Source organism: Acinetobacter sp. GRABPA_MV_2, assembly GCF_056725885.1.
This window is the reverse complement of record NZ_JBWZNA010000007.1, coordinates 68935-91935: the sequence shown is the minus strand read 5'-3', so window position 1 is coordinate 91935 and position 23001 is coordinate 68935. Positions and strand designations below refer to the sequence as shown.

The window sequence follows — 23001 nt, the reverse complement described above, 5'->3', positions numbered from 1 at the left end:
CTATGAATTCTTTTTAAAAGGACTTTGCAAATATTGAGGAAGCGCGTTAGTCAGCAAACTACCGCTATCAACAGAACTTAATTTGCTGAAGTCATTTATTTTTTGAATTGATGCAAGATCAATATTACTCCCTATTTTTTGACCTACTTCTGAAATAGGTAAAAAGCTTTTCACTTGATCAGTTACTAATCCCTGCGCCTCTGTTTTTAATATTGGCATTAAAGCCTTTGCTCCTTCAGATTTTATGCTTTGTGCAGTTTGAATATTTTTCATAATATTCGCAGGATTGGTTAATTGTTTAGATAATTCACCGAGTTTGGACTGAGCTGTTTTACTCATTTGTGCAATTAAGGAATCTGATTGCTCATTATCCGCGTCATTCTTATTTGGCCACTCAACTGGACGTTTAAAGTCACTTGCTGCATCCCAAGGATCACGGTGATCTGGTTCGAAGAAAACTTTTACTGCTCCTGTTGCTAAGCCAGAAACTCTTGCAAATCCCTTATCATCTAACTTGCCAGTGACTTCTTTTCCTAAGTTGTCAACAACCGTATAACTTCCACCTTTAACAAACTCACCATGCGCATAATCATGGATGAGCTCTAAATTTCCTGGGCTACGTTTGGGCGGAGGCGGTAGTGAAGAACTAAAATTCGCACTTCCTCCTCCCATAAATAAATGCTGCCCAGCCTTCACCTCAAACTTGCCACCAGTGACAGGGAAAATTCCCGAGCCATTAATCTTGATTTGAGATCCACCCGCCGTGATAACGATTTCTTTAGAAGCACTAATTTCAATTTTGTCTTCTGTTGAAATAATCTGCACAGCTTTACGGGCAATTAAATCTGCTCCATCGCCTTGTGCTTGTATCTCAACTTTGCCTTTGCCTGCATAAAGTCTTGCCCCTTCTTGCGCTGCGAAAAGGCTGATTTTACTTTGGGCATGTGCAATCAGGTTCTTTTGAGTGGTCAGGTTAATACTGTCTCCAGCAGTTTGACTTAACTGAGCATCTGCACTGAGGTGAATGTCTTCATTACTGGCTAGAGCAATACTGTTAGGTGCAGTTAATATCATCAAGGCTTGCTTAAAAGCGGCAGCTTTGTCTTGATCTTTTTCTTCAATTTGTTCTATGAACGTTTTTAAGTTCTCAAGAACTTCCAATGGATCAGTTTGCTGATTTTTAGCTACTTCACTGAGTGCCTTGGCATTGTTAAGGCCACCTTCTATTTGTTGTTTGGCCTCAGCTGCCTCTAGATGTACACCTTGGGCTTGGTCCTGTTTATGAGTGGTAACGAGTAAGCCGCTACCCGCTCTTACCGCGCCCCATTGATCTGTTCTTAGCTCAAAACCTTCACCTCGGCCTTCACTTTCAGCCTTGTCTTTTGGATGGCTTAAGTTACCGAGGTTTAGTTGGCTTGCTGCATGACTACTTTGTAGCTGGGCACTGATTTGGCCTGTCGTGTCATCAAAACGGAGTTGGTTAAAGCCCTTACCGTCGACTTCTTCTGAGCGGATACCACTGAGTTTCTTGGTATCAGGTAACTGGCCTTTCTGATCGAACTGGGTTGGGTGACGTTCAGCTTCGTGAATGCGTCCCACCACAAATGGGCGATCAATATTGCCGTCAAAGAAATCGATCACCACGATCTCACCCACACGTGGTAAGAAGCGTGCACCATAACCTGCCCCTGCCCAAGGAGTGAGTACATCTACCCAAGCGGAGTCAGTGTCATTGTCGTTACTTCCTGCTCCACCATCATGACTATGATCATCTGTTCGGGTAAACAGGAAACGGACCTTAATACGTCCCCACTGGTCAACATGAATGCTTTCGCCTTCCAGCCCCACCACTCTAGCGCGCTGTGGGTAAGCGGCTGGTCGGTGCTCTAGCGGGTTATATTCAGGGACAGCTTTAATGTTGCGTCGAACCACGTTCAGCTCAGCATAGTGGCGCTGCTCTGGGTTTTGGTTGTCGAGCTCGGCTGCCTTGAGCTTGTCTTTTGGTAATAAGCGCTCAAGTTGCTGTTGTAATTCTTTCGGTAAATTATTCTGGTTATAGTAGTGCTTGCTTAAGATTAAGAACTCTTTATCGGCACTGTCATGTTGGTCAAGTTCTGGGTGGTCATTGAGTTCAAACCAGTAACCGACCTGTGCATCACGGACATTGCCTGAAACGGTAAATTGTTTAGAACTCAGGTGATGGTAAGCATTAATGTACTGGTTGAGCTGTTCAATCTGGCTATTGCCTGAAGCTGTAGCTTGATCTTCACCGTTTAAGTCCTGCATCCAAGCGGGGCTAACGTGCCATGCATCTTCAAGGTTTAGGCTGGCATTGTCATAGTGTTCGCTGTGCTGCTGCTTACCTTGTACACTGCCGCTGCCTTCTTCTTGTTGCAGGGCATCGGCTTGCCAGCGTTGCACATGAACAGAGGTTGGTTGTAAACGGCGCTCTGCCTTGACTTGAGTAATGGTATCAAACTGTTCCGTGGCACTGCTGCGCTGGTAGCGTAAGTTACGGCGTTCAAGAGCTTTATAATTCTGATTTTCATCAATCAAACGTAACACTTGTGGCTGAATAGAAGCATTCGGATCAGCGACCAAAAGCTGTGATTCATCGACTAACCAGTTAATGCCTTCGCTACGCCACAAACGGGTTAAGAATTCATAATCACTTTCGTTTGACTGCATCACAAATGGACGCACATCGTAGTCTTTCGTTAAGCCAGATGTGTCGAGTGTTAAACTTGAAGCAAACAGCGGACTTTTCCCCTGCCATTCTTTAAACAGAATTTCGCTAATATCGCGCACGCTTTTGTTCATAAACACGCGGCTATTACGGCGTTTATGCCAAAGTGCAGTTGGGTCTTTTAAGGTTAAGTTATAAATGGTGAGTGAACCGTCACTTTGCCCTTGGCTCGCTTCGGTAATAATTCCTGTTGTTCTAAAAAACTGCCCCATGTCAGTGACTTGATCGACGGCAACCTGACAGCCAATAAATTGTTTTAATGCAATATGCGCGTTTGTCGACAGACACAGTAATTCAGCAACGCTACCTTGGTTGAGCGTATGTTCGCCCTCGATGCGTTGCAAGAAAACTTGATTGTTTAATGATGCGTTGGAAAATTGCACATGAAGAACGCGGTTCTGTGCGACCAACCCTAAACTATCTAAAATTTGAAATATTTTATGGGACATCATTATTATAAAAACTGAGTCATAATCATCGATATTTTATAAAAAACAGACAGAATTGTCTATTTATATAAAATAGCTTATCTTCCCTTAACTTACATACTTTTTAGTTTATCTAAAAGAAAGATGGGACACCAAAAAGTCTATAAATGCTCTCGTTTTGGCCGATAAATTAGAAGTATTAGGATAAAGTAATTGAATATTTTGTAGCGGTAATGAGAAATCGGGAAATAATCGAATTAACCGGTTTTGTTGAATATCTTCATCAACTAACCATGCTGGGCAAATCGCAATACCTAAAGATGAGAGAGCCATTTGATGAATTGCAGTGACCGAGTTTGATTCATACTGACTTCGAATAAAAGGTAATGAATATTGCTCACCTAAACTATTTTCCAAAATATATTGTGAATCTTGCCAGTTCAATAATGTGTGACCAATCCACGGAACATTTGCTAAATCAGATATATTTTCTACAGGATGGTTTTGTATAAATTGTGGAGTAGCAACAATATAAATTGGATATTCCCCAATTTTCCGAGTTTTTAGAGATGAGTTTTTTAAATTCCCTAGGCGAATAACCAGATCTAATTTTTCAGTGATTAAATCATCGAGAGATGAATTAAATGAATACTGTAAACGTAAATGTGGGTAAAGCCGACAAAACTCAGGAAGTAAAGGCAAAATGAAACGTTGGCCAAATTCATTGGTAGACGAAAACCGTAAAGTGCCTGTAATGCTTGTACCTAAGTGTTGGCTTCGCTCAAATGCCTCATCAATCTGAAGTTGGATTTGTTTAAAATCCTCATAAAAACGCTGACCAATTTCAGTTAATGCAATATTACGGGTATTGCGAATTAATAGGCTTGTATTGAGCTGCTTTTCTAATTGTTTTATATCGATACTCACCATTGATCGGCTTAAGCCTAAAATTTCAGCAGCCTTGGTAAAAGAGCCAGAATCAACGACTTGTAAAAAACTGGTAATTTGCTTGAGGTTTTTTTGCACAATTAAGCCAATTGTTTAAAATTATCAAACAATGATTTTACTTCGCTTGCATCGACAATAAAAGAGCTGGATCTTACCCTGCCTGCACGGAGGTAGGTATGTCTTATCGATATAAAATAGCGACAGTGTTTTTACTTGGGTTCTTTATTGATTGCATCAACATTTTTATGTCCGCAATTGCATTGCCTAATATTGCATCGTCATTTTCAGTTAGTCCATCCATGGTCGCTTGGGTAACAAATGCGTATATTCTCGGCCTCATTTTAATTATGCCCATGAGTTTATGGTTAGCCACCAAACTTGGGAACCAAAAGTTATTGTGTTATTCGATGCTTTTATTCTCGATAAGCATTTGCTTTATTGGCTTTAGTGAATCGATTTATAGCTTAATTTTTTGGCGATTTATTCAAGGCGTAGCTGGAGGTTTATTAATTCCAGTCGGGCAAGCACTCGTATATGCCTTATTCCCGAACCAAGAACGCCAACGCATTTCTACCATGATTATGGCAATTGCGCTTATTGCCCCTGCATTTTCACCTGCGATTGGCGGTGTGATTATTGATTCATTGAATTGGCGATGGGTATTCTTATCTAACCTTCCTTTTTCTTTACTTGCATCAGCCCTAGCATGGTTCTGGATTAAAAAAACAGAGAATGTGTCGAGTGAAAAACCAGACATAAAAGGGTTAGTTATTTTTAATATAAGTCTGTTATGTTTGTTACTCTCCTTTTCATTTTATAGTGATTACCATAACGCCTCATTCGCTATAACTAGTTTTCTAATTTCAGTCGGAATGCTTATTTTTTATATTCGACATGCGAAAAACATTTCCCATCCTGTTCTTAATCTTGAGTTATTAAAAAATAAAAATTTACGTAATGCATTTATTGTCTATTACGCTGTTCCGGGTATTTTTACAGGCGTTAATTTACTCAATATTTTTAATTTACAGCTTAATTTCGGCTTTAATGCAAAACAAACTGGTTTATTCATGTTGCTCTATGCAACTGGGGCACTCACTGCCATGATTAGTGGTGGTCTGCTCTATCAACGGTTAGGAAAAAAGTCTCTTCTTATTATTGGAATAACCCTACATAGCTTTGGCATATTTCTTTTGTTTTGTATTTCAAACACAAGCCCTTTAAGCTTTTTAGTGATTTCATATTTATTGATGGGTATGGGTGGCGGTCTAAGTGCCAATATTGCCCAAATTAGCTCATTGATTGATTTTTCAGGCCAAGATTTATTACAAGGAAGTGTGCTCTGGAATATTAATCGACAAGTTTCATTTACTGTCGGTACTGTTGTTCTCATTTCGATATATAACTTGATGTCTAGCTCAAGCGATTTGCTTCGTTATCAACATACTTTTTTAATTGCAGCTTTGCTCTGTTTACTTTCACTCATTCCCATTTTAAAGGAGAAAACCCATGCCTAATCAAATGGATCAAGCCATTCAAAGTGTCATTGACCTACATGTTTTAATAGAAAATGTATTTACAGGAAAAAATGCAGAGCAAAGTCTAAGCCCGCTTTTAGATAGTTTTGATCAAAATTTTAAGATGGTAACGGTTCACGGTCAGAGTATTGGTTTCGCCGAAGTGAATAGTTTATTTAGTCAAAATATTGGAAAGAAACCCTCTTTAAAAATCGACATTATTAAGAGTACAGCTTTATACAAATTTGAAAATTATTGTTGGGTGCAATATCAGGAACATCAGCAAACTGATGAAACCGAGACAGTGCGTACCTCTACGGCCTGCATTAAAGTAGAAGATAAAAAATGTTATTGGGTGTATTTACATGAAACTTTAGTTCCCTCGTCTTCTTAACTCATCTGATGCACCTTAAAGATGGCACCTATTTTGCTTAACAATATTACGTTTTATGAAAATCGTAATACTGATCAAAATGGGGAGCTCTCGATATGGGTTATGTTGCAAAGGAATTTACGCGAAAGAACAAGCTGATTCTCAGTATTTGTTCTTTCGTGATTCCAATATGTCTTTGGTGCGCAATCAGTTACTTACCTTTTGTTTGGCATCCTCAAGTACAAATCACGAGTTCGGGAAGTGTTTCTTACTTACAAGTAGGAAGTCGCATTGATAAAAATGTGTTCTATCTCGAAGCACAAAATGCAGTCAATCGAAATTCTGCACCACCACAAGGTATTTTGGTTAATCCGATTTATTTACCCGCTCCCCATGAAGTCGCTAAGGCTTTGGTCACCGCCTTTACCACGCCACCTGAACAACCTGATTCACCGTGGTTTCATCAAAGTTTATGGCACAGTATTAAACTGGTTTTTTCAGCCTTTTTTATCTCTTCCTTGATTGGGATTCCACTGGGTATTTTGTGTGGTTTTTCTAAGCGTATATCCCTGTTAACAGAACCGTTTGTCGAATTTTTTCGTTACTTACCCGCACCTGCATTTGGTGCGCTTGCTGTGGCAATTTTAGGGATTAATGATGCGCCTAAAATTGCCATTATTGTGATTGGTACGCTATTTCAGCAAATTCTAATTATTGCCAATACCACACGAATGGTAGATCGAAGCTTAATTGAAGCTGGCTATACGCTTGGTACCAATAAGCTCAAAAGTTTATTTCACGTGGTGATTCCTGCGGCCTTACCTGATATTTACCGCGACTTACGTGTGCTATTGGGCTGGGCATGGACCTATTTAATTGTTTCAGAGTTGATTGGTACGACCTCGGGTATTACATGGTTTATTACCCAACAGGCACGCTATCAAAACTTTGACAATGTCTATGCAGCTATTTTGATTATTGGGGTAATTGGGCTGGTCTGTGATTGGTTATTAATGAAGTTAGGTGAGCGGATGTTCACTTGGAAAGTAGGAGCAAAATAATGAACGATTCAACATTTAACGCGCATGAATACTTTCAAAAAATTTATGACCGTCCTGTTATTTTAGAAGCTAAACAACTGAGCCAAGTCTTTAAGCATGGTCAAAGCGAACGCACCGTTTTAAATAAGCTCGATTTAAAAATTCATAAAAGAGAATTTATTTGTGTGATTGGCCCTTCTGGCTGCGGTAAGTCAACACTGAGCCGTGTTATCGCAGGTTTAGACCCATACCATAGTGGAGAAGTTTTAGTAGACGGCGAATGCATTACAGGTCCATGCCCTGAACGCGGCATGGTATTTCAGGGTTATACCCTTTTCCCTTGGAAAACTGTAAAAGAAAATGTGATGTTTGGTCCGCAAATGCGTGGGGCTAGCCAAATGACAGCCGAAGCTCAAGCACGCGAATGGATCAATATTATTGGTTTAGAAAAATATGAAAATCAGTATCCACATCAACTTTCTGGCGGCATGAAACAGCGGGTTGCGATTGCTAGAGCCTTGGTTAATCAACCTAAAATTTTACTCATGGATGAACCTTTTGGTGCGCTCGACCCACACACCCGTCAAAAAATGCAAAAGCACTTGATGGATTTATGGCAAAACATTGATATCACCATTATTTTTGTGACCCATGACATGGATGAAGCTATTTTACTGGCAGACCGAATTGTGGCACTCAAAGCCAATCCCGGTGAAATTAAGGAAATTATTGAAGTTAATTTACCCCGCCCACGCTCACTCGATTTAATGAGTACACCTGAGTTCAAACAGCTCCGTTCACGAGTTGATTATCTGGTACATGCTGAAGAAGATGAGCTTGACCCTGCGTTGCAAGACTTACCAAAAATACCGCGTATGACTCAAGTCAGTACAGAAAAATAAATCAGACACAAAAAAGCCCAAGTTCAACTTGGGCTTTTTGCTTTATGGAGCTTATTTGAGTTGTTCTATGAGTGTCGGATAAATCAGCCCATCTACATTTTGTTCAGTTTTATAAATACCATTTTCGACATTAAATTTATTGACGTGATAGCTAGAGCCATAAATTGAGTCAAAACCTTGAGATTTAGCAAATACTTTTTTATTGGCATTGATATCTAATAAATGCGTACCGCTGACCATCAACTCATATTGCTTTGGATCAACCCCTGAACGGTTTGCCATAATTTTAACCGCATCGGCATGGGTTGCAGGGTCATTAATATATTTAACTGTTTTATCCCACACCTGAATGACTTTTTTCCATTCCTCTTGATGAGCAGTTAAATGACTCATGTTGACTGTTAATGTGTCGTAAATTAAACCCGGCTTGTCTTTAGAGGTATAGATAATTTTAGAGCCTGCCACTGCTTTTAATGCCTGACCTGCAACAGGTTGCCAAACAGCAATAGCTGAGATATCGGGGCTATTAAACACTTGAGGTAATTGGTTCGTCGCTGAATTTACCAGCTTCACCTCATTCGCTTTAATGTTATGGTCAGTCAAAGCTGTTGCTAGCAAAAGATGATCAACCAAGCCTTTTTCGACACCGATTGATTTTCCTTTTAAGTCTTGAATGGTATTAATGCCCTCTTTTGCAATAATGACATCATTGCCCGCAGAATAATCCGTTGCCAAAATCATCATGCCTTGAGTACCGCCGGAAGCAGTTACCAAGTTATCGCCATTGGTGACCAACACAGCATCGAGCTGATTTGCCGAAAAAGCTGAAAGAGAAGCCGAATAATCAAACCATTTAAACTCTACATTTAGCCCTGCTTCTTTTAACCAGCCTTTCTCAATAGCCACTTGCCAAGCCACCCAGCCCGGCCAATCGCTATATCCAATGGTAATTGGTTTTGTATTTGCGGCTGCCTGAGTGTCTTGTTTAGCCTCAGGCACTTTAGCGGTATTGTCACACCCGCCCAATACAACTGCCGATAAAATAGATACGGATAACAACGCTTTTTTAATCATATAGAAACTTCCCCAACATTTTTACTAACAACGCTTTGAGCGGTTTGATTGAGTGACTGTATATAGGCTCGCCAGCCTCCAAAATGGCTAATATCGGTTGCATCTTGAATGGCATAAGCTTCGCAAATAAAGCCTTTGACCCATGTTCCATCTTTTAGTTTCAGGTTCCCAATACCAAGTGGTGCAGGCACTTCAGCCACAATGGCTCCAAAATTTGCTAAGGGAACATCCCACACTTCGACGTCAATTGACGTACCTGTCACGTCGCATTGCAGCCCCGGTTTTGGTGGCGTGGTATTTTTTAAGGCAAAGAGTTTATAAGTCTCTGCGGTCTGTGTTTTCTTAAGCAAAGTGGCATTGCGACTAGTGAGCTGAAAATTAAGCGGCATGCCTGTTAAGTGCGCTCCCACCACAGCTAGCTGCACTGAATGATTCGACTGGATGTTTATACTTTTTTGATAATGTTGAGTTGATTTACCTAAACCCAGCGATGTTTCGGCTTGCCAAAGCTGCGCAAAATTAGCCAGTGCCTGATCGTGCCAAGCTGGTGCAATAAAGGTTACTCCGCTTGGTAGGCCGTCTGCACGGAGTACATTGGGTAAGGCCAAAGCAGAAAGATCGGCAAAATTGACAAAGTTGGTATAGGCTCCCATGTGTGCATTTTTAGTCAACGGGTCGGCTTCAACTTCGGCAATGGTGTAAATGGTTGGTGCTGTCGGAACCATCAAGGCATCAAAAGGTTGTAATGCCAAATTAATTTTTCGAGCAAGCACGGCGCGGTTATATTCAGCTTGAAGTGCATCTGTTGCCTTGAATTTATCTGCCTGCGCAATAATTTGAGCAATGACTGGATGAGCCTTTTCACGTGTGGTCATGCGTTCAACGGCGACTGTTCTTTCAGCTACCCAAGCATCGTTATACAGTGCGGCAGCAAGCTCATTAAACGCACTGAAATCAATACTCTCAACTTCATAGCCCAGTTTTTTTACGCGCTCGACTGCAACTAAAAAAGCTTTTTCAGATTCAAGATCGCCATAAAACTCAAGCTGAGCTGGAATAGCTATTTTTCGTTTAGAAAACTGAGTCGGTACATTGGCTGGATGTACTCGTGAATATTCATCTGTTTCATCATAGCCCTGCATTAAATTCGCAATGGTCCACGCATCATCAATATGCAGCGCAAAAATAGAAATGACATCAATAGTTCGACAGGCTGGAATTAAACCTGTGGTAGAAAACCAGCCCTTTGTCGGCTTAAGGCCCACAATATTGTTATGGCCCGCAGGAACACGCCCTGACCCCGCCGTGTCTGTCCCCAAACTAAAAGGCACAATACCATTGGCAACCACCACTGACGAACCAGAGCTTGACCCACCGCTAATATATTCAGGGTTAAAACTATTTTTTACTGCACCATAAGGTGAACGAACACCAACCAGTCCCGTTGCAAACTGATCGAGGTTAGTTTTACCAACCACAATCGCCCCTGCTTTTTTCAGTTTGGCAATTACGGCAGCATCTTGGGTCGCTAAATATTGAGCTTCTTTACAGGCAGCAGTGGTGTGAAAGCCAGCGACATCAATGTTGTCTTTAACTGCAAATGGCACACCGTATAGAGGTAGGTCAGCAATATTTTGGTCTTTTAAAACATCAATTTGCGATTGGATCTGCTCGTTCGATGCAATTTCAATCCACGCATTATCATCATTTTTAATTTCTGCAACATAGCTAATCAGATCTGCAAGATAGATTTGCCCGTTTTGATATGCTGTTTTCCAGTCTTGAATTGTCCATAAATTTTTCAACACGCTACTCCTCATTTAGTCATTTTGCTGTATAGGCGGCATGACGGCATCCATCAGTTCTAAATGCCCTTTAATCACCCCTTTCAACACAATAAATTGCTGGCTAATTTGTCTAAGCTCAGAACTCGCGCCCTGCATTAACATGACTTGCAATATCTTTTGTTGGTCAAGCTGGATATGAAGTGAGCTAATCACCTGTGCTAAAAACTGTTGCTGTAAATCGACCAATTGATTACGCAAGGTCATTTGGCTAGCGTCATAAAGCAGCGTCAACGTGCCTACCATGACTTCATTGGCCTGCGCCTGCTCTGCAATCAGGTGTTTATTAATCATGTCGACAATGGCTTGCGAGCGACTTTCATAGTTCTGCTCGACAATTTTTTGATCGAGTGCGTTAAGTGTCGTTTCAGGTACGGTAATACTGATTCGAGCCAACTTTTGTTTTGCCACAGTCTTATCCTTTTGTTTTAGGCGGCTGATTGTTTTGCTTGATATATACGCCTGCACGTACGCTGAGCAATTCGACTAAAAAGGCTTTTAAAGTTGGCTTTGGTTGAACCACAGGTTTTACATCGTTCATATCGCACCTCTAGTTTGGTATTACCAAATTCAGTTTTTGTATTACTGATAAGAGATGCAGAAAATGTGCCAGTTTTTAAGTGTGGTTTGAGAGATTAAACGGGTATTTATGAGTGATTTTTGGGCAGGAAAAAGCCCCATGCACAGGGATGGGGCTAATATTTATATTTTTAAAAAGTTAATTTTTCATCTTATGACTGATTAATCATCGTATGTGCCCATAGCGATAAAGACTCTAAAACAGGCTTAAAAGACTGGCCTAATTCGGTCATTTCATAAACCACTTTAATCGGTGCTTTTTCACCATAAACAGTTCGAGAGATTAAGCCACTTTGCTCTAATTGCTTGAGTTGAAGGCTTAAGGTCATTTCTGTGATGGTTGGCATTAATTGATTGATTTCATTAAAACGTTTTGGCCCATCTTTTAGATAATACAGAATAACGCCTTTCCATTTTCCACCCACCAAATCCATAGCCATACTGATATGACATGGATAGGTTTTTCCATTCATGGTGATTTCACATTTATTTTCAGTATTTGCCATTTTTCATGCCACCTATCAACTTTGATAGTTATTGTACACCCATACTATAAAAATTATAGTGACTATGATTTTTATAGCTACAAGGCATTATTATGGCTTTACTTATTTTGGCCCATCCCTACTACGCTCAATCAATTGCAAATAAAACGATAGTGAATGAACTTATAAAAACCTATCCGGACCTTGTAGTCCGAGATATTTTTCAGCTTTATCCAGACTATAAAATTGATGTAAGTGCTGAACAAGAAGCGTTGCTACGCCATGACACCATCATTCTGCAATATCCTATGTTCTGGTTTAATATGCCGGCAATTTTAAAGTTATGGTTTGATGAAGTTTTTACTTATCAGTTTGCTTATGGCTCTCAAGGCGACAAATTAAAAGATAAAAAAGTCATTATTAGTATGACGGTCGGGCAAAAAGAAGCCGATATGGTGAATGACCGAGAAAACTTAGCGGATAGTTTTTTAAAAGCGGTTCAATATTCAATTCAATATACACAAATGCAGTTAAGCGCCACTTACTTGCTTTATGACGTTTCGCCTTTATCAGGTAATCCAGAGTCGAAAATTAAATTAGAAGCTGTTGAACATGGTCATAAAGTATTAAAGCATTTGACCGAAGCATAATAAAAAAAGAGAGCATCAATATTGATGCTCTCTTTGGGTTTAAGCGACAGGTGCTAAGGTAAATAGCACTTGTCCTGTTTTTACGGTTTGCCCTTTTTCAATGGTAATGGTTTCGACCTTCATACGTTCGGGCGCAATAATTGGAATTTCAATTTTCATTGCCTCAATCACCGCAAGAGTTGCACCTTCTTCAACAATATCTCCTGATGCACATTCGATTTTCCAGATTGACCCCGGCATGTGTGATTCGACTGTACAGCCTCCTTCAGGGATCACCACGGTTTCGCCATCATCTACAGCATCTAGGCTTTCAGAAATATATTCTTGCAGGCCTGCTTCGTGCCAACGGCGGCGTTCAGCCTCAAAGTTAGCTTGCTGTGTATCTTTAAAGGCTTGAATGCTGTCTTGATGTGTTCTTAAAAACTCGTTGTATTCTTTTAAATTGAGCACACCATCTTCAATACGAAGTTGTAGACGACCTGCCTTAAAGTCTTCTCGCATTTGCAGAAGTTCAGCCTCAGAAACTTCATAAAACTTAACTTGGTCAAAAAAGCGTAATAACCACGGTTTGCCATCTTCGAAGTCGGCATTTTTACGGTAACGACTCCACATTTGAGTGGTACGGCCAACAAACTGATAGCCACCCGGCCCTTCCATACCGTACACACACATATACGCTCCGCCAATACCGACGGCATTTTCAGGTGTCCAAGTTCGTGCTGGATTATATTTTGTAGTGACTAAACGTTGGCGTGGGTCGAGCGGTGTTGCAACAGGTGCTCCTAAATACACATCGCCTAAACCCATTACTAAATAGTTTGCGCTATAGACCACATCTTTAACCGCTTGCTTAGAAGCCAAACCATTAATACGACGAATAAACTCGACGTTGTCTGGGCACCACGGCGCATCTGGTCGAACAATTTGTGTGTAGCGCTCGGTGGCAAGTTGAGTTTGTGAATCTTCCCAAGCCAAAGGCAAATAGACCGTTCGTGAAGGCACCTGCATATTTTGAATGTCAGGTAACTCGGCTTCTGCTTGTTGAAGTTTCTGTAAAAGCTCCAGTTGATCGAGTTGAATTGAATCAAAATGAATTTGCAGTGAACGAATACCCGGTGTTAAGTCGATAATACCCTGAATGTTTTGATCTTTGACCCATTGCATGAGTGCATGAATACGGAAGCGTAAATTTAAATCAAGTACTAACTCACCATATTCCACCAACAAATAGCTATTTCCTGCTGGTCGATAGGTCACGCTTGGTAAGTCAGCTTCACCTTCTAAAGTTGCCAAAACTGCATCTTTTAAAGTGTCGGGTTCTGCTTGAATGGCTGGGTTAAAATCGATCTGAGTTGTATCAGCCGCAGTTAAGCTTTGATAATATTTTTGATCAAGTGCTTTTGCTTGCGCATAACTCACAGGCACAAATTTGACTTTATCACCTGCTTTTAATTGCCCGATTTTCCAAAGCTCGGAATGAATGACTACCGCAGGGCAAACAAAGCCGCCTAAGCTCGGACCATCTGGACCCAAAATAATTGGCATATCGCCCGTAAAATCAATTGCCCCAATCGCATAAGCATTATCGTGAATATTGGATGGATGTAAGCCTGCCTCACCGCCATCTTCACGTGCCCACTCAGGTTTTGGACCAATTAAGCGAATGCCTGTACGGCTTGAGTTATAGTGAATCTCAAACTCATTGGCAAAGAAGATATCAATATCTTGTTTGGTGAAAAAATCTGGTGCGCCATGTGGACCATACATCACTGCAATTTCCCAGTTTTGGGTAAAGCTAGGAATTTGCACTTGAGCTAAAGCTGTGGTCGATTGAGTAGAATATTCAGTAATCGGCAGCATATCGCCAATTAATAAATTACGGCCTGCGTGCCCACCAAACTGCCCTAAAGTGAAAGTCGCCTGTGACCCTAAATACTCAGGAACATCAAAACCACCTTTCACACCTATATAGCTACGGCAACCTGAACGGATAATCCCACATTTTAAAACTTGGCCTTTTTTCACATTGATGGTTTGCCACATCGGCACCAGTTCGCCATCAAGTTTTGACGGCATATCACCGCCTGTAATAACAATTTGGCTGTCGCAGTGAAACTTTAAAGTTGGCCCTTGCAAGGTACATTCAAGCCCTGCAGTATTTGGTTCATTGGCCAAAAGCTGGTTTGCCACCGTTAAACTGAGTGGATCAATAGCACCTGATGGCGGTACACCGACATCCCAATAACCTAATCGACCTGTTACGTCTTGAATTGCGGTTTGAATACCAGACTGCAATACTTCAATTTTTTGAGTTTTCCATTCAAACGTATTTAAAAATCGGGTGGTTTGAGTACCCAAAGCAAAGACATCGCAAGCAATAATGTTTTGCAAATATTCCAGATTGGTTTCGATGCCTGCGACTTGCGTATTTGCAAGACTAGCATTCATTGCCTCTATGGCTTGGTCCCGTGTTGCAGCAGTCACAATGATTTTGGCAATCATTGGATCATAAAAAGATGACACCGTTGACCCTGTTTCTACCCATGTTTCGACTCGTGCTTGCGGGTCAAATTTAACATGTGTGAGTAGACCTGCACTCGGCTGGAACTGTTTAATTGGGTCCTCGGCATAAAGACGAACCTGAATGGAATGTCCTGTTGGCTCTAACTTTTCAGTCGGTGCTGACCAGTCACCGCTTGCTAAAGTAACCATCCACTCGACCAAGTCGACACCAAACACTTGCTCAGTCACGCCGTGCTCGACTTGCAAACGCGTGTTGACCTCTAAGAAATAAAACTCTTGCGTTTCGGTGTCCATGACAAACTCAACCGTACCTGCCGAGCGATAATTCACCGACTGCATCAATTGAATCGCAACTTTTTGTAGATAGTCGCGTTGCTGTTCATTTAAGTGTGGCGCGGGTGTTTCTTCAATCACCTTTTGATTACGGCGTTGCACCGAACAATCACGCTCACCCAAGGCTAAAACTTGTCCTTGCCCATCACCAAAAATTTGTACTTCGATATGGCGTGCATGTTGTACAAATTTCTCTAAATACAAACCTGCATCTTTAAAATTGACCTGCGCTAAATAAGACACGGTTTGATAAGCATCTTTTAACTCGGTTTCATTCCAAACCAGACGCATGCCAATACCACCACCGCCCGCGGTACTTTTCAGCATGACTGGATAACCAATACGGGCTGCCTCAAACAAGGCCTCGGCTTCATCGGAAAGTAGTGAACTGCCCGGAAGTAAAGGTACATTGCTTTTAATAGCGAGTTCACGCGCAGTATGCTTTAAGCCAAAATCGAGCATTTGGCTTGAAGTTGGACCAATAAAAGCGATACCTTGGCTTTCACACAAATCACAAAACTCGGCATTTTCAGACAAAAAACCATAACCCGGATGAATGGCTTCTGCTCCCGACTGTTTTGCGACCTCAAGGATTTTTTCAATATTTAAATAGCTTTGATGCGCAGGTGCAGGGCCAATCAGAAAAGCCTCATCGGCCAAAGTCACGTGTAACGAATCACGGTCGGCTTCGGAGTAAACTGCAACCGAAGCGATCCCGAGTTTGTTAAGGGTGCGAATGACGCGACAGGCAATTGCACCGCGGTTAGCAATCAGAACTTTTTTAAACATGCTTACACCCCTTCCGCTTCACGGACAACCAGTTGAATTTTGGTTGGGTTATAGGCATTACATGGGTTATTGAGCTGCGGACAATTTGAAATTAAAACAATCAAATCCATTTCCGCCCGAACTTCGACATATTTCCCCGGTCCTGAAATTCCATCATCAAATTTAAGCTGGCCGTCTGGTGTCACAGGCACATTCATAAAAAAGTTAATGTTTGGGCCAATATGACGGACATTTAAGCCATGCTTTTTTGCAATCGGATGTTTTGCCAAGGCATACATAAAATTGTTACGGCAACTATGCATAGGATACGTTTCATGTGCATAGCGAACCGTATTACTTTCACATGAACAGGCACCGCCAATGGTGTCATGGCGCCCGCAGTTATCATCATGAATAACGGCAATTGGACGACCAAAGTTACTATAGAGCTTGGTGCCCTTTTCTAAATAGATTTGTTGGTTGATAGCCAAAGTGTCCATTGCGCTATAACGCTCAGTTGGATTTTCGGCACTCATAAACAAAGTATCGACCGCTTGGTTTCCCTCAAGGTCAATAATTCGAAAATATTGGCCCTTTTTAACCTCGCACATCCACGCTTCACCCGCAGGACAAACTTCATTTAAAACTGCTTTTTCAAATGATTGTAAAACTGTCATGATGCTTCTCCTGATTTAAATATTGCTAAGCGCGTAGTAGCGGGCTGTGTTTTGAAACGCACGCTGATTTTGCGAACACGCATCACGACAAATATCGTTGTCTGTTAGTGAATTGGCTTTAAATAAACTGAGTTGAATATCGGCAGGTTGATAGCTTTGGCTGGTATCTAAACCGTGCGGTGCGGCAGATAAAAATAGCAGGCAGTCCATTTCAAAACGCAATTCAATGGTTTGATCAGTATTGTCAGAACTGACATAAGACAAAGCGCCGTTTTCGTCTGGTACAACTTTAGAAAATAGATTAACCGCGGCACTCAGGTCTTGGCTGGCAAGTCCGTATTTACACATTTCAATGAGCAGGCTGTCTAAGCCGTTTTGATACATATCATTGCGGGCATCTTGAAATGTGCGCGCACCAAATTGCTTTTCAATTTGCTCTGGTCGGCTTGGGCCACAAAGTGCATCGTTCCAACCATGGTCATCATGAACAATGGAAGCCATCACACGGCCAAGGTCTGAATACAGCACATTGGAAGCTTTTAAATAGGCGGTGTGTTGCCCTTTTAAACTGTCGGGCATGTTAAAACGTTCAAGCACATCGGCAGCATTTACACAAAACAAAGAAACATTTGCCTGAGCGCCAAGCGATGTAAATCTAAGAATAGTTCCCTTTTGAATACGACCTGACCAGTGATGTCCGCCGGGTAAAAGTTCGGTCCAAATCGCCTGATTGTGATGATAACTTGCAGTGTTCATAGCTACTCCTGTCGGATAGTTTTAGACTTCCTCCCGGGCTTTTATCCCTCCGTGTAGTTCGCTAGGAACCGTGAACTCTCGGTCCAGACATACTGTAAGTATCGGAACCCTAGATCACTTTTGATTGATTATGACTATGCAAAGGACATGCCAGCTTAGTATTACGTTTTTAGCTAAAAGTAATACTAAACTTGGGCAATTTGAGTGCGTTTTAAGTTCAAAAATAAAAAGCTGCACTAAAAATTGTGCATTTCATAGAAGTATAAGAAAGCTAATTCTCAACACAATTAGATAGCAGGACTATAAATTGTCTACTTAATCCAAATCTAATTTATGTCTGAGCTTTAAGATATCGACCAGACCTTTATCTCTGGTTTCATATAAATCGATATCTTTATATTGTGTTAATAGCTGGTTGGTTTGTGCTTCCAATAACTCTGTTGTCTCGTCTGAATGTTGAAATGCGTGCATATCATTCCACCATTCCGTCATTGGCGGGCCTAAATGATGAATTGCTTCTTTAAAGCCCTTTTGGTTGGCAAGCTGCATATTAATGTAGGGGCCAAAGAGAGCCCATCTTAAACCCGGGCCACTGGTAATCGCGACATCGACATCTTCGGCAGAGCATACGCCTTGTTCAACTAATGAAAAAGCTTCTCGCCATAGCGCAGCCTGCAAACGGTTTGCGACATGCCCTTTTACTTCTTTATTTAAAACAATTGGATTCTTGCCTAGTTGTTTATAGAACTCAGAAGCCTGTTTTAAAATTTGAGGAACAGTCAGATTACCACCGACAATCTCGACCAAAGGTAAGAGATGAGGTGGATTAAAAGGATGACCTAATAAAATACGTTCAGGATGTTTGGCCTCTTTTTGAAAATCAGACACTTTTAAGCCCGATGAACTTGAAGCAATAATGGTGTGTTTGGGGCAATATGCTGTGATTTCTTGATATAGCTGTTGTTTCACATCGAGACGTTCAGGGGCATTTTCCTGAATAAAATCTACATCTGAAACAGCATCTTTTAAATTATTAAAAATTTCCAGATGGAGTAGCACATCTGATAAAGAATGAGTGTGTTCAGCGTTTTGGTCCAAAGCCAATAGATCATTTAAATTTGCAGATATTCTTTTTTTAAAGACCGCTTCATCTATAGGATACGGGTCGTAAACATTAACTTTAAATCCTTTATATAAAAATAAGGCCGTCCAACTCGCACCTATTACACCAGCTCCAACAACACCAACTGTTTTAATGACTTCCATATTTTCCTCGTAGAAATGTTGTTTTATCCGAAATTTCTTTACTCAATTGAATGCTAAATAAACATAGCAGATTCAACCAATCAATAAATTTAATTGTTTATATTTTATATAATTTGTCCTATATTCCTTAGCTTGAAAATTGATTCCTTTCATCCATATAGCTTCATCTTTTACCATTTTTTAATCGTTATTTATTGAATTTTATGTCAAAAAATCTAGCAACATTGATTGGTTTAAGTGCCATTCTCATGTGGGCATCTCTGGTGGGCTTAATGAAACAAGTGAGTGCCGCCATTGGGCCTGAGCTAGGTGTTACCTTTATTTATTCTTTAAGTGCGCTACTGTTGCTTGCCATTTTCAAAGTCCCAGACTTTAAACAGATCTCTAAAAAATACTTAATATTTGGCACAATTCTGTTCGTGGCTTATGAGGTGTGCTTTTCATTTGCGATTGCTTATTCTCAGACAACAAGGCAAGCAATTGAAATTAGTATTGTTAACTATCTGTGGCCTAGTTTAACGGTTTTAGCTTTTGTTATTTTTAAGGAATTAAAGTTTAATTTCCTTATTATTTTGGGTTTAATGCTTTCAATTTTCGGCATTGTTTTTATTCAAACTGGAAGCGGTGACTTTAGTCTAAATAGTATTGTCGATAATTTTCATAGCAACCCACTGAGCTATATTTTGGCATTTGCAGGCGCCATCATTTGGGCTTTTTACTGTGTACTCACCAAAAAATTAAGTAATGGGCAAAATCCAATTTCCATTTTCTTTGTTGGTGTCGCGCTCACGCTATGGTTCAAGCTGCTTGTATCGGGGCACTTTACTATTCCTTCAATGGATATTCCAGCTCTCCTCACCCTTTTAGTGGCATCTGCTGCCATGGGTTTTGGTTATGCTGCTTGGAACATTGGCATCATTCATGGAAACATTACCGTGCTTGTGGTGGCCTCTTATTTCACCCCGATTATTTCGTCTATTTTGGCAATGTTTGTTTTACAAACTCAACTTTCAATGAGCTTTTGGCAAGGAACAGCAATGGTGACGGCTGGTTCCTTTATTTGCTGGGTTTCAACCAACTGGTCTGTGATTCAGCCCTTCTTTAAAAAATTAAGAAAAGGCCAAAAAGTATTGTAGATTGATCGCAATGCTTTTTTCGGACTTAAGATAACTCCGACGAAGAAGAATTCCCCCATTGCCCAAAGCGTGCTAACATCCAAATTCTGACAATTACCAATGTCAAAATAATTTCTAGAGGGAATAAGATGTTAAAAACTCAAAAAATCAACATCGTACAAGAATTTGATGCACCCGTAGACAAGGTCTTCGCGACTTTAAGTGAGCATGAAAACCTAAGTAAACTTTTCGCTCCTGCTAAAGTGACTCGCATTAGCAACGGAAAAGACGCTCGTAATGGTGTTGGCTCTGCGCGCAAAATGTCTATTCCATTGACCCCTTCATTTGTAGAAACCAATTTAGTCTATAAAGAAAATGAACTGATCGAGTATGCAATTACGAGCGGGATTAGCCCAATTAAAGGTCACCGTGGTGTCATGAAATTTACTGACTTGGGAAATAATCGAACTCGTTTGGATTACACCATTAGCTTTAAAGGCCGCGTTCCTTTTATTGGCCCTATCATTAAAGCCGCTCTACAAAATGGTGTGAGTCGTGGACTTAAAAAACTTAAGTTTTAATAGACCAATATCCACAAAAAAAGCCCAGTGATGGGTTTTTTTATTTTTTAAGTAAATGTAAAGAGATAAAGTATGTACTAATTAATATGCTTGATAAGAATTTTCTTTACAAACTACTTAGTTTTATCATTTTTAATGTCTCCCGGAAGTGCCAATCTTGGCTCACAATAACTCGGTATATTTTTATTCGATTTCAGTTTTTCTTGATCTATAGCCAAACCACCTAATAGCAATGATCCACCCAATTTGTATTGTTCTTTTGACTTACTATCTTTAAGTCCGACAATATTATCTTGATCATCAAATATGATTTCATAGTTCTTAGGCACTACTAAGGTATGAATAATTTCTTTATCATCACTTTTCACTAGAATGGATAAACAGTTGTTGTATAAGATTAATTTACCAGACCATATCGCTTCTAACTGATGTAAATCTTTATCAAACTTTAAATCTTTTGAAAGAACAAAAAACTGCTTATAAGATGTGTTCGTATTTGCTTCATGACTAATCTTATTAACTGAAACTTGATCAGGCGTAATAGGTATTGAGTTGACATTTTTTTCTTCGGTAGAACATCCGTGTAGAAATGGCATACATAGTGGAAAAATAGAAAGCAATATTCTCTTCACAAATTAAATCCTTGTATATGATATTGATTGTAAAAATATTTATTCAGTTTATTGGCAATAGAGAAATTTTATCATTTTTTATATTTTTAAACTTCCCCACCTATGATAATGCATGTAATGGTCAAACCTGTAGTCCTGTTTGGGTTCGAGTAAAAGGGACTTCCGCTTCGGGCACTGAATTTGGACAATGTAATGAATACTATTACATGTCTACTGACGAACTTTATAATTTAGGCTTTTCATTAGTATATTAAATATGAATAAACGAAATATTTTAATTACTCTTCAAATTGGATTGGTCATCTTGCTTAATGGATGTAGCAATCCTCCTCAGTCTCAAAACAAGGTTATTGTACCGAAACATGCATACACTGGCGGTGCTGATAATGCGAGCTATAGTGAGGCACAGATCAAAATCGAGGGCTCTTGTATTTATTTAATGCATGCAAGTGATCGAGTCTTTCCCGTTTTTGCAACTAAAGATGCTCATTGGGATAGCAATAAGCATCTTTTAATTGTTGACTCAAAACAATATAAAGAGGGTGACACTATTGCTTATGGCAGTGGAGAAGCTTATCCCCTTAATTTGAATGACTACAACTGGATCGTTAAACCTGATACGACTTGTGATCTGAATAAAGGGATTATTATCAATCAACTTATAGATCCTATTACTAAAAAGTAAATAAAAAGCCCAATCACGGGCTTTTTGTTTTAAGGTTTAAGTTGAATGCTCAGATAGCATAAATAAAAAGTAATCTAATAATTTATCCCGTTCATCTACGCTATTGGCACTTAACAGCTGAACCATTGCCCCATCAATTGCAAATAGAAACATGTGTGCGTCTTTTATTGAAGCGGTAGTTTTGACGGTAAGAAGCAGCTTATAAAGCTCATTTATAAACCAGTTTCTATAATCAACAACCACTCTATAAGCCGTTGCATAACACTTTTCAATTTCAAAAATTGCTTTAAATGGCAAACGGTAAAATCCTTCTAAATTGGCATGTAAAAAGTAAATTTGCTTGAGTTTATCGAACACCATAAGTTCGCTGTATGAATTGATAATTGAAAGGACTTTTACTTTGAGCGCATCCGTTTGAAAAGTTAGACACATCTCGATCAGTCGTGCTTTTGAATGAAAGATGTTATAGAAAGTAGCTTTGGGGATGTTGGCTTCAGCAATAATTCGGTCAACTCCCACCGTGTTAAACCCATCTTGAATAAATAAATCTTTTGCCGTGTGCAGCACTCGTAGTGCTCTAAATGAAGATTCTAAATTTTTCATATATACCGCTTAAAATAATTTTTTGTTGTATGTAAAAGAGATAGAAATGCCGTCACTCTTAAATTGAGTGCTAAAAACAGGCATGCAAAAGCGGCACTAAAATGGTGTGCTCTTCTATCTCGGGTTTATTGTTGCTATGTTTTAGTCGTAACGATATTTAGGCGTAAAAACCTAGAGTCGATTAAACCGAGTTATAGAGTATTTAAACGATATAAATAGAGAGATTTTGGCGTAGGCCAATAAATGAGAAGAATTAGTACGCATAGCGGACTCCTTTGGCTATAAAGAAGTTTCACCGCATTACTGCTAAATAATGGTGGCGAAACGAAAGAGGGTTAGCAGACTGGAGCCAAAGAATCCAGCACACCCGAAGGTGTCCCCCTCCCGTTCCGCCGCAGAGGGGGCACGCAGGGATTTCCACAAAAAAGTTACTACTTTTTCGTGTACTTTGGCTGATGGTCTGCTAAAACCAACTG

At 40.1% G+C, this 23001-nt stretch carries 21 protein-coding genes and 1 riboswitch; of the genes, 8 read left to right on the top strand and 13 right to left on the bottom strand.

Annotation, left to right across the window (positions count from 1 at the left end; translation table 11 throughout):
- Both ACXM0J_RS08525 and ACXM0J_RS08520 read right to left on the bottom strand, forming a co-directional pair.
- Complete coding sequence (locus ACXM0J_RS08525) at positions 1–3198, bottom strand: type VI secretion system Vgr family protein (protein ID WP_262470412.1); 3198 nt, start codon at positions 3196–3198, stop codon at positions 1–3.
- A 105-nt stretch (positions 3199–3303) separates the two neighbouring features.
- A complete protein-coding gene (locus ACXM0J_RS08520) occupies positions 3304–4200 on the bottom strand; it encodes a LysR family transcriptional regulator (protein WP_479750394.1) in 897 nt (298 codons plus the stop codon).
- A 98-nt stretch (positions 4201–4298) separates the two neighbouring features.
- On the opposite strand from ACXM0J_RS08520, the gene ACXM0J_RS08515 reads away from it, so the two are divergent.
- The 4 genes from ACXM0J_RS08515 (at position 4299) to ACXM0J_RS08500 (ending at position 7954) form a co-directional block, all read left to right on the top strand.
- Complete coding sequence (locus ACXM0J_RS08515; protein WP_262470416.1) at positions 4299–5639, top strand: MFS transporter; 1341 nt, start codon at positions 4299–4301, stop codon at positions 5637–5639.
- Complete coding sequence (locus ACXM0J_RS08510) at positions 5632–6033, top strand: hypothetical protein (protein WP_262470417.1); 402 nt, start codon at positions 5632–5634, stop codon at positions 6031–6033. Before ACXM0J_RS08515 ends, ACXM0J_RS08510 begins: the two co-directional genes overlap by 8 nt.
- A gap of 95 nt (positions 6034–6128) precedes the next feature.
- Positions 6129–7073, top strand: coding sequence for an ABC transporter permease (locus tag ACXM0J_RS08505; protein WP_009389057.1), 945 nt, complete (start codon positions 6129–6131; stop codon positions 7071–7073).
- Positions 7073–7954, top strand: a complete 882-nt coding sequence (locus tag ACXM0J_RS08500; RefSeq protein WP_262470418.1) for an ABC transporter ATP-binding protein — start codon at positions 7073–7075, stop codon at positions 7952–7954. The genes ACXM0J_RS08505 and ACXM0J_RS08500 overlap by 1 nt, the downstream gene beginning before the upstream one ends.
- Before the next feature lie 51 nt (positions 7955–8005).
- Here the strand turns inward: ACXM0J_RS08500 and ACXM0J_RS08495 are convergent, their stop codons facing one another.
- The 5 genes from ACXM0J_RS08495 to ACXM0J_RS08475 all read right to left on the bottom strand — a co-directional run bounded on the left by ACXM0J_RS08495 (position 8006) and on the right by ACXM0J_RS08475 (position 11957).
- Positions 8006–9028 carry an ABC transporter substrate-binding protein gene (locus ACXM0J_RS08495; protein WP_104075763.1) on the bottom strand — a complete coding sequence of 341 codons (1023 nt, stop codon included), beginning with the start codon at positions 9026–9028 and terminating at the stop codon, positions 8006–8008.
- Positions 9025–10836, bottom strand: a complete 1812-nt coding sequence (atzF, locus tag ACXM0J_RS08490) for an allophanate hydrolase (protein WP_262470420.1) — start codon at positions 10834–10836, stop codon at positions 9025–9027. The genes ACXM0J_RS08495 and atzF overlap by 4 nt, the downstream gene beginning before the upstream one ends.
- Positions 10837–10848: 12 nt before the next feature.
- Complete coding sequence (locus ACXM0J_RS08485) at positions 10849–11283, bottom strand: CopG family ribbon-helix-helix protein (protein ID WP_001118705.1); 435 nt, start codon at positions 11281–11283, stop codon at positions 10849–10851.
- A gap of 4 nt (positions 11284–11287) precedes the next feature.
- Entirely contained in the window at positions 11288–11413 is a 126-nt protein-coding gene (locus ACXM0J_RS08480) for a hypothetical protein (RefSeq protein WP_001000625.1), read from the bottom strand.
- A gap of 190 nt (positions 11414–11603) precedes the next feature.
- Positions 11604–11957: a winged helix-turn-helix transcriptional regulator gene (locus ACXM0J_RS08475; protein ID WP_019457567.1), complete on the bottom strand. Its 354-nt coding sequence runs from the start codon at positions 11955–11957 to the stop codon at positions 11604–11606.
- 92 nt (positions 11958–12049) lie between these two features.
- On the opposite strand from ACXM0J_RS08475, the gene ACXM0J_RS08470 reads away from it, so the two are divergent.
- Positions 12050–12586, top strand: coding sequence for an NAD(P)H-dependent oxidoreductase (locus ACXM0J_RS08470; RefSeq protein WP_262470422.1), 537 nt, complete (start codon positions 12050–12052; stop codon positions 12584–12586).
- Positions 12587–12625: 39 nt separating this feature from the next.
- Here ACXM0J_RS08470 and uca read toward each other — a convergent pair whose 3' ends face one another.
- The 4 genes from uca to ACXM0J_RS08450 form a co-directional block, all read right to left on the bottom strand.
- Positions 12626–16231 carry an urea carboxylase gene (gene uca / locus ACXM0J_RS08465; RefSeq protein ID WP_262470423.1) on the bottom strand — a complete coding sequence of 1202 codons (3606 nt, stop codon included), beginning with the start codon at positions 16229–16231 and terminating at the stop codon, positions 12626–12628.
- A gap of 2 nt (positions 16232–16233) precedes the next feature.
- Positions 16234–16887 (bottom strand): urea amidolyase associated protein UAAP2, encoded by a 654-nt coding sequence (locus ACXM0J_RS08460; protein WP_000217380.1) that lies wholly within the window; start codon positions 16885–16887, stop codon positions 16234–16236.
- Positions 16888–16902: 15 nt separating this feature from the next.
- Positions 16903–17643, bottom strand: coding sequence for an urea amidolyase associated protein UAAP1 (locus ACXM0J_RS08455; protein WP_262470425.1), 741 nt, complete (start codon positions 17641–17643; stop codon positions 16903–16905).
- Between the two features lie 28 nt (positions 17644–17671).
- A riboswitch (guanidine-I (ykkC/yxkD leader) is annotated at positions 17672–17767 on the bottom strand.
- 191 nt (positions 17768–17958) lie between these two features.
- Positions 17959–18909, bottom strand: coding sequence for a 3-hydroxyacyl-CoA dehydrogenase NAD-binding domain-containing protein (locus tag ACXM0J_RS08450; protein WP_262470427.1), 951 nt, complete (start codon positions 18907–18909; stop codon positions 17959–17961).
- 203 nt (positions 18910–19112) lie between these two features.
- Here ACXM0J_RS08450 and yddG point away from each other — a divergent pair, with 203 nt between their 5' ends.
- Together yddG and ACXM0J_RS08440 are read left to right on the top strand one after the other, a co-directional pair.
- A complete protein-coding gene (gene yddG / locus ACXM0J_RS08445; RefSeq protein ID WP_262470429.1) occupies positions 19113–20045 on the top strand; it encodes an aromatic amino acid DMT transporter YddG in 933 nt (310 codons plus the stop codon).
- A 128-nt stretch (positions 20046–20173) separates the two neighbouring features.
- Entirely contained in the window at positions 20174–20605 is a 432-nt protein-coding gene (locus tag ACXM0J_RS08440; protein ID WP_002114206.1) for an SRPBCC family protein, read from the top strand.
- Between the two features lie 113 nt (positions 20606–20718).
- Here ACXM0J_RS08440 and ACXM0J_RS08435 read toward each other — a convergent pair whose 3' ends face one another.
- On the bottom strand, positions 20719–21237 hold the full coding sequence (locus tag ACXM0J_RS08435) for a hypothetical protein (RefSeq protein ID WP_139112242.1): 519 nt from the start codon (positions 21235–21237) through the stop codon (positions 20719–20721).
- A 256-nt stretch (positions 21238–21493) separates the two neighbouring features.
- Between ACXM0J_RS08435 and ACXM0J_RS08430 the strand changes: the two genes are divergently transcribed.
- Positions 21494–21922 carry a hypothetical protein gene (locus tag ACXM0J_RS08430; protein ID WP_479750390.1) on the top strand — a complete coding sequence of 143 codons (429 nt, stop codon included), beginning with the start codon at positions 21494–21496 and terminating at the stop codon, positions 21920–21922.
- A gap of 36 nt (positions 21923–21958) precedes the next feature.
- Here the strand turns inward: ACXM0J_RS08430 and ACXM0J_RS08425 are convergent, their stop codons facing one another.
- The gene (locus tag ACXM0J_RS08425; RefSeq protein WP_262470430.1) at positions 21959–22525 is read right to left on the bottom strand and encodes a TetR/AcrR family transcriptional regulator; all 567 of its coding nucleotides are present in this window, start codon (positions 22523–22525) and stop codon (positions 21959–21961) included.
- Positions 22526–23001 lie beyond the last annotated feature (476 nt).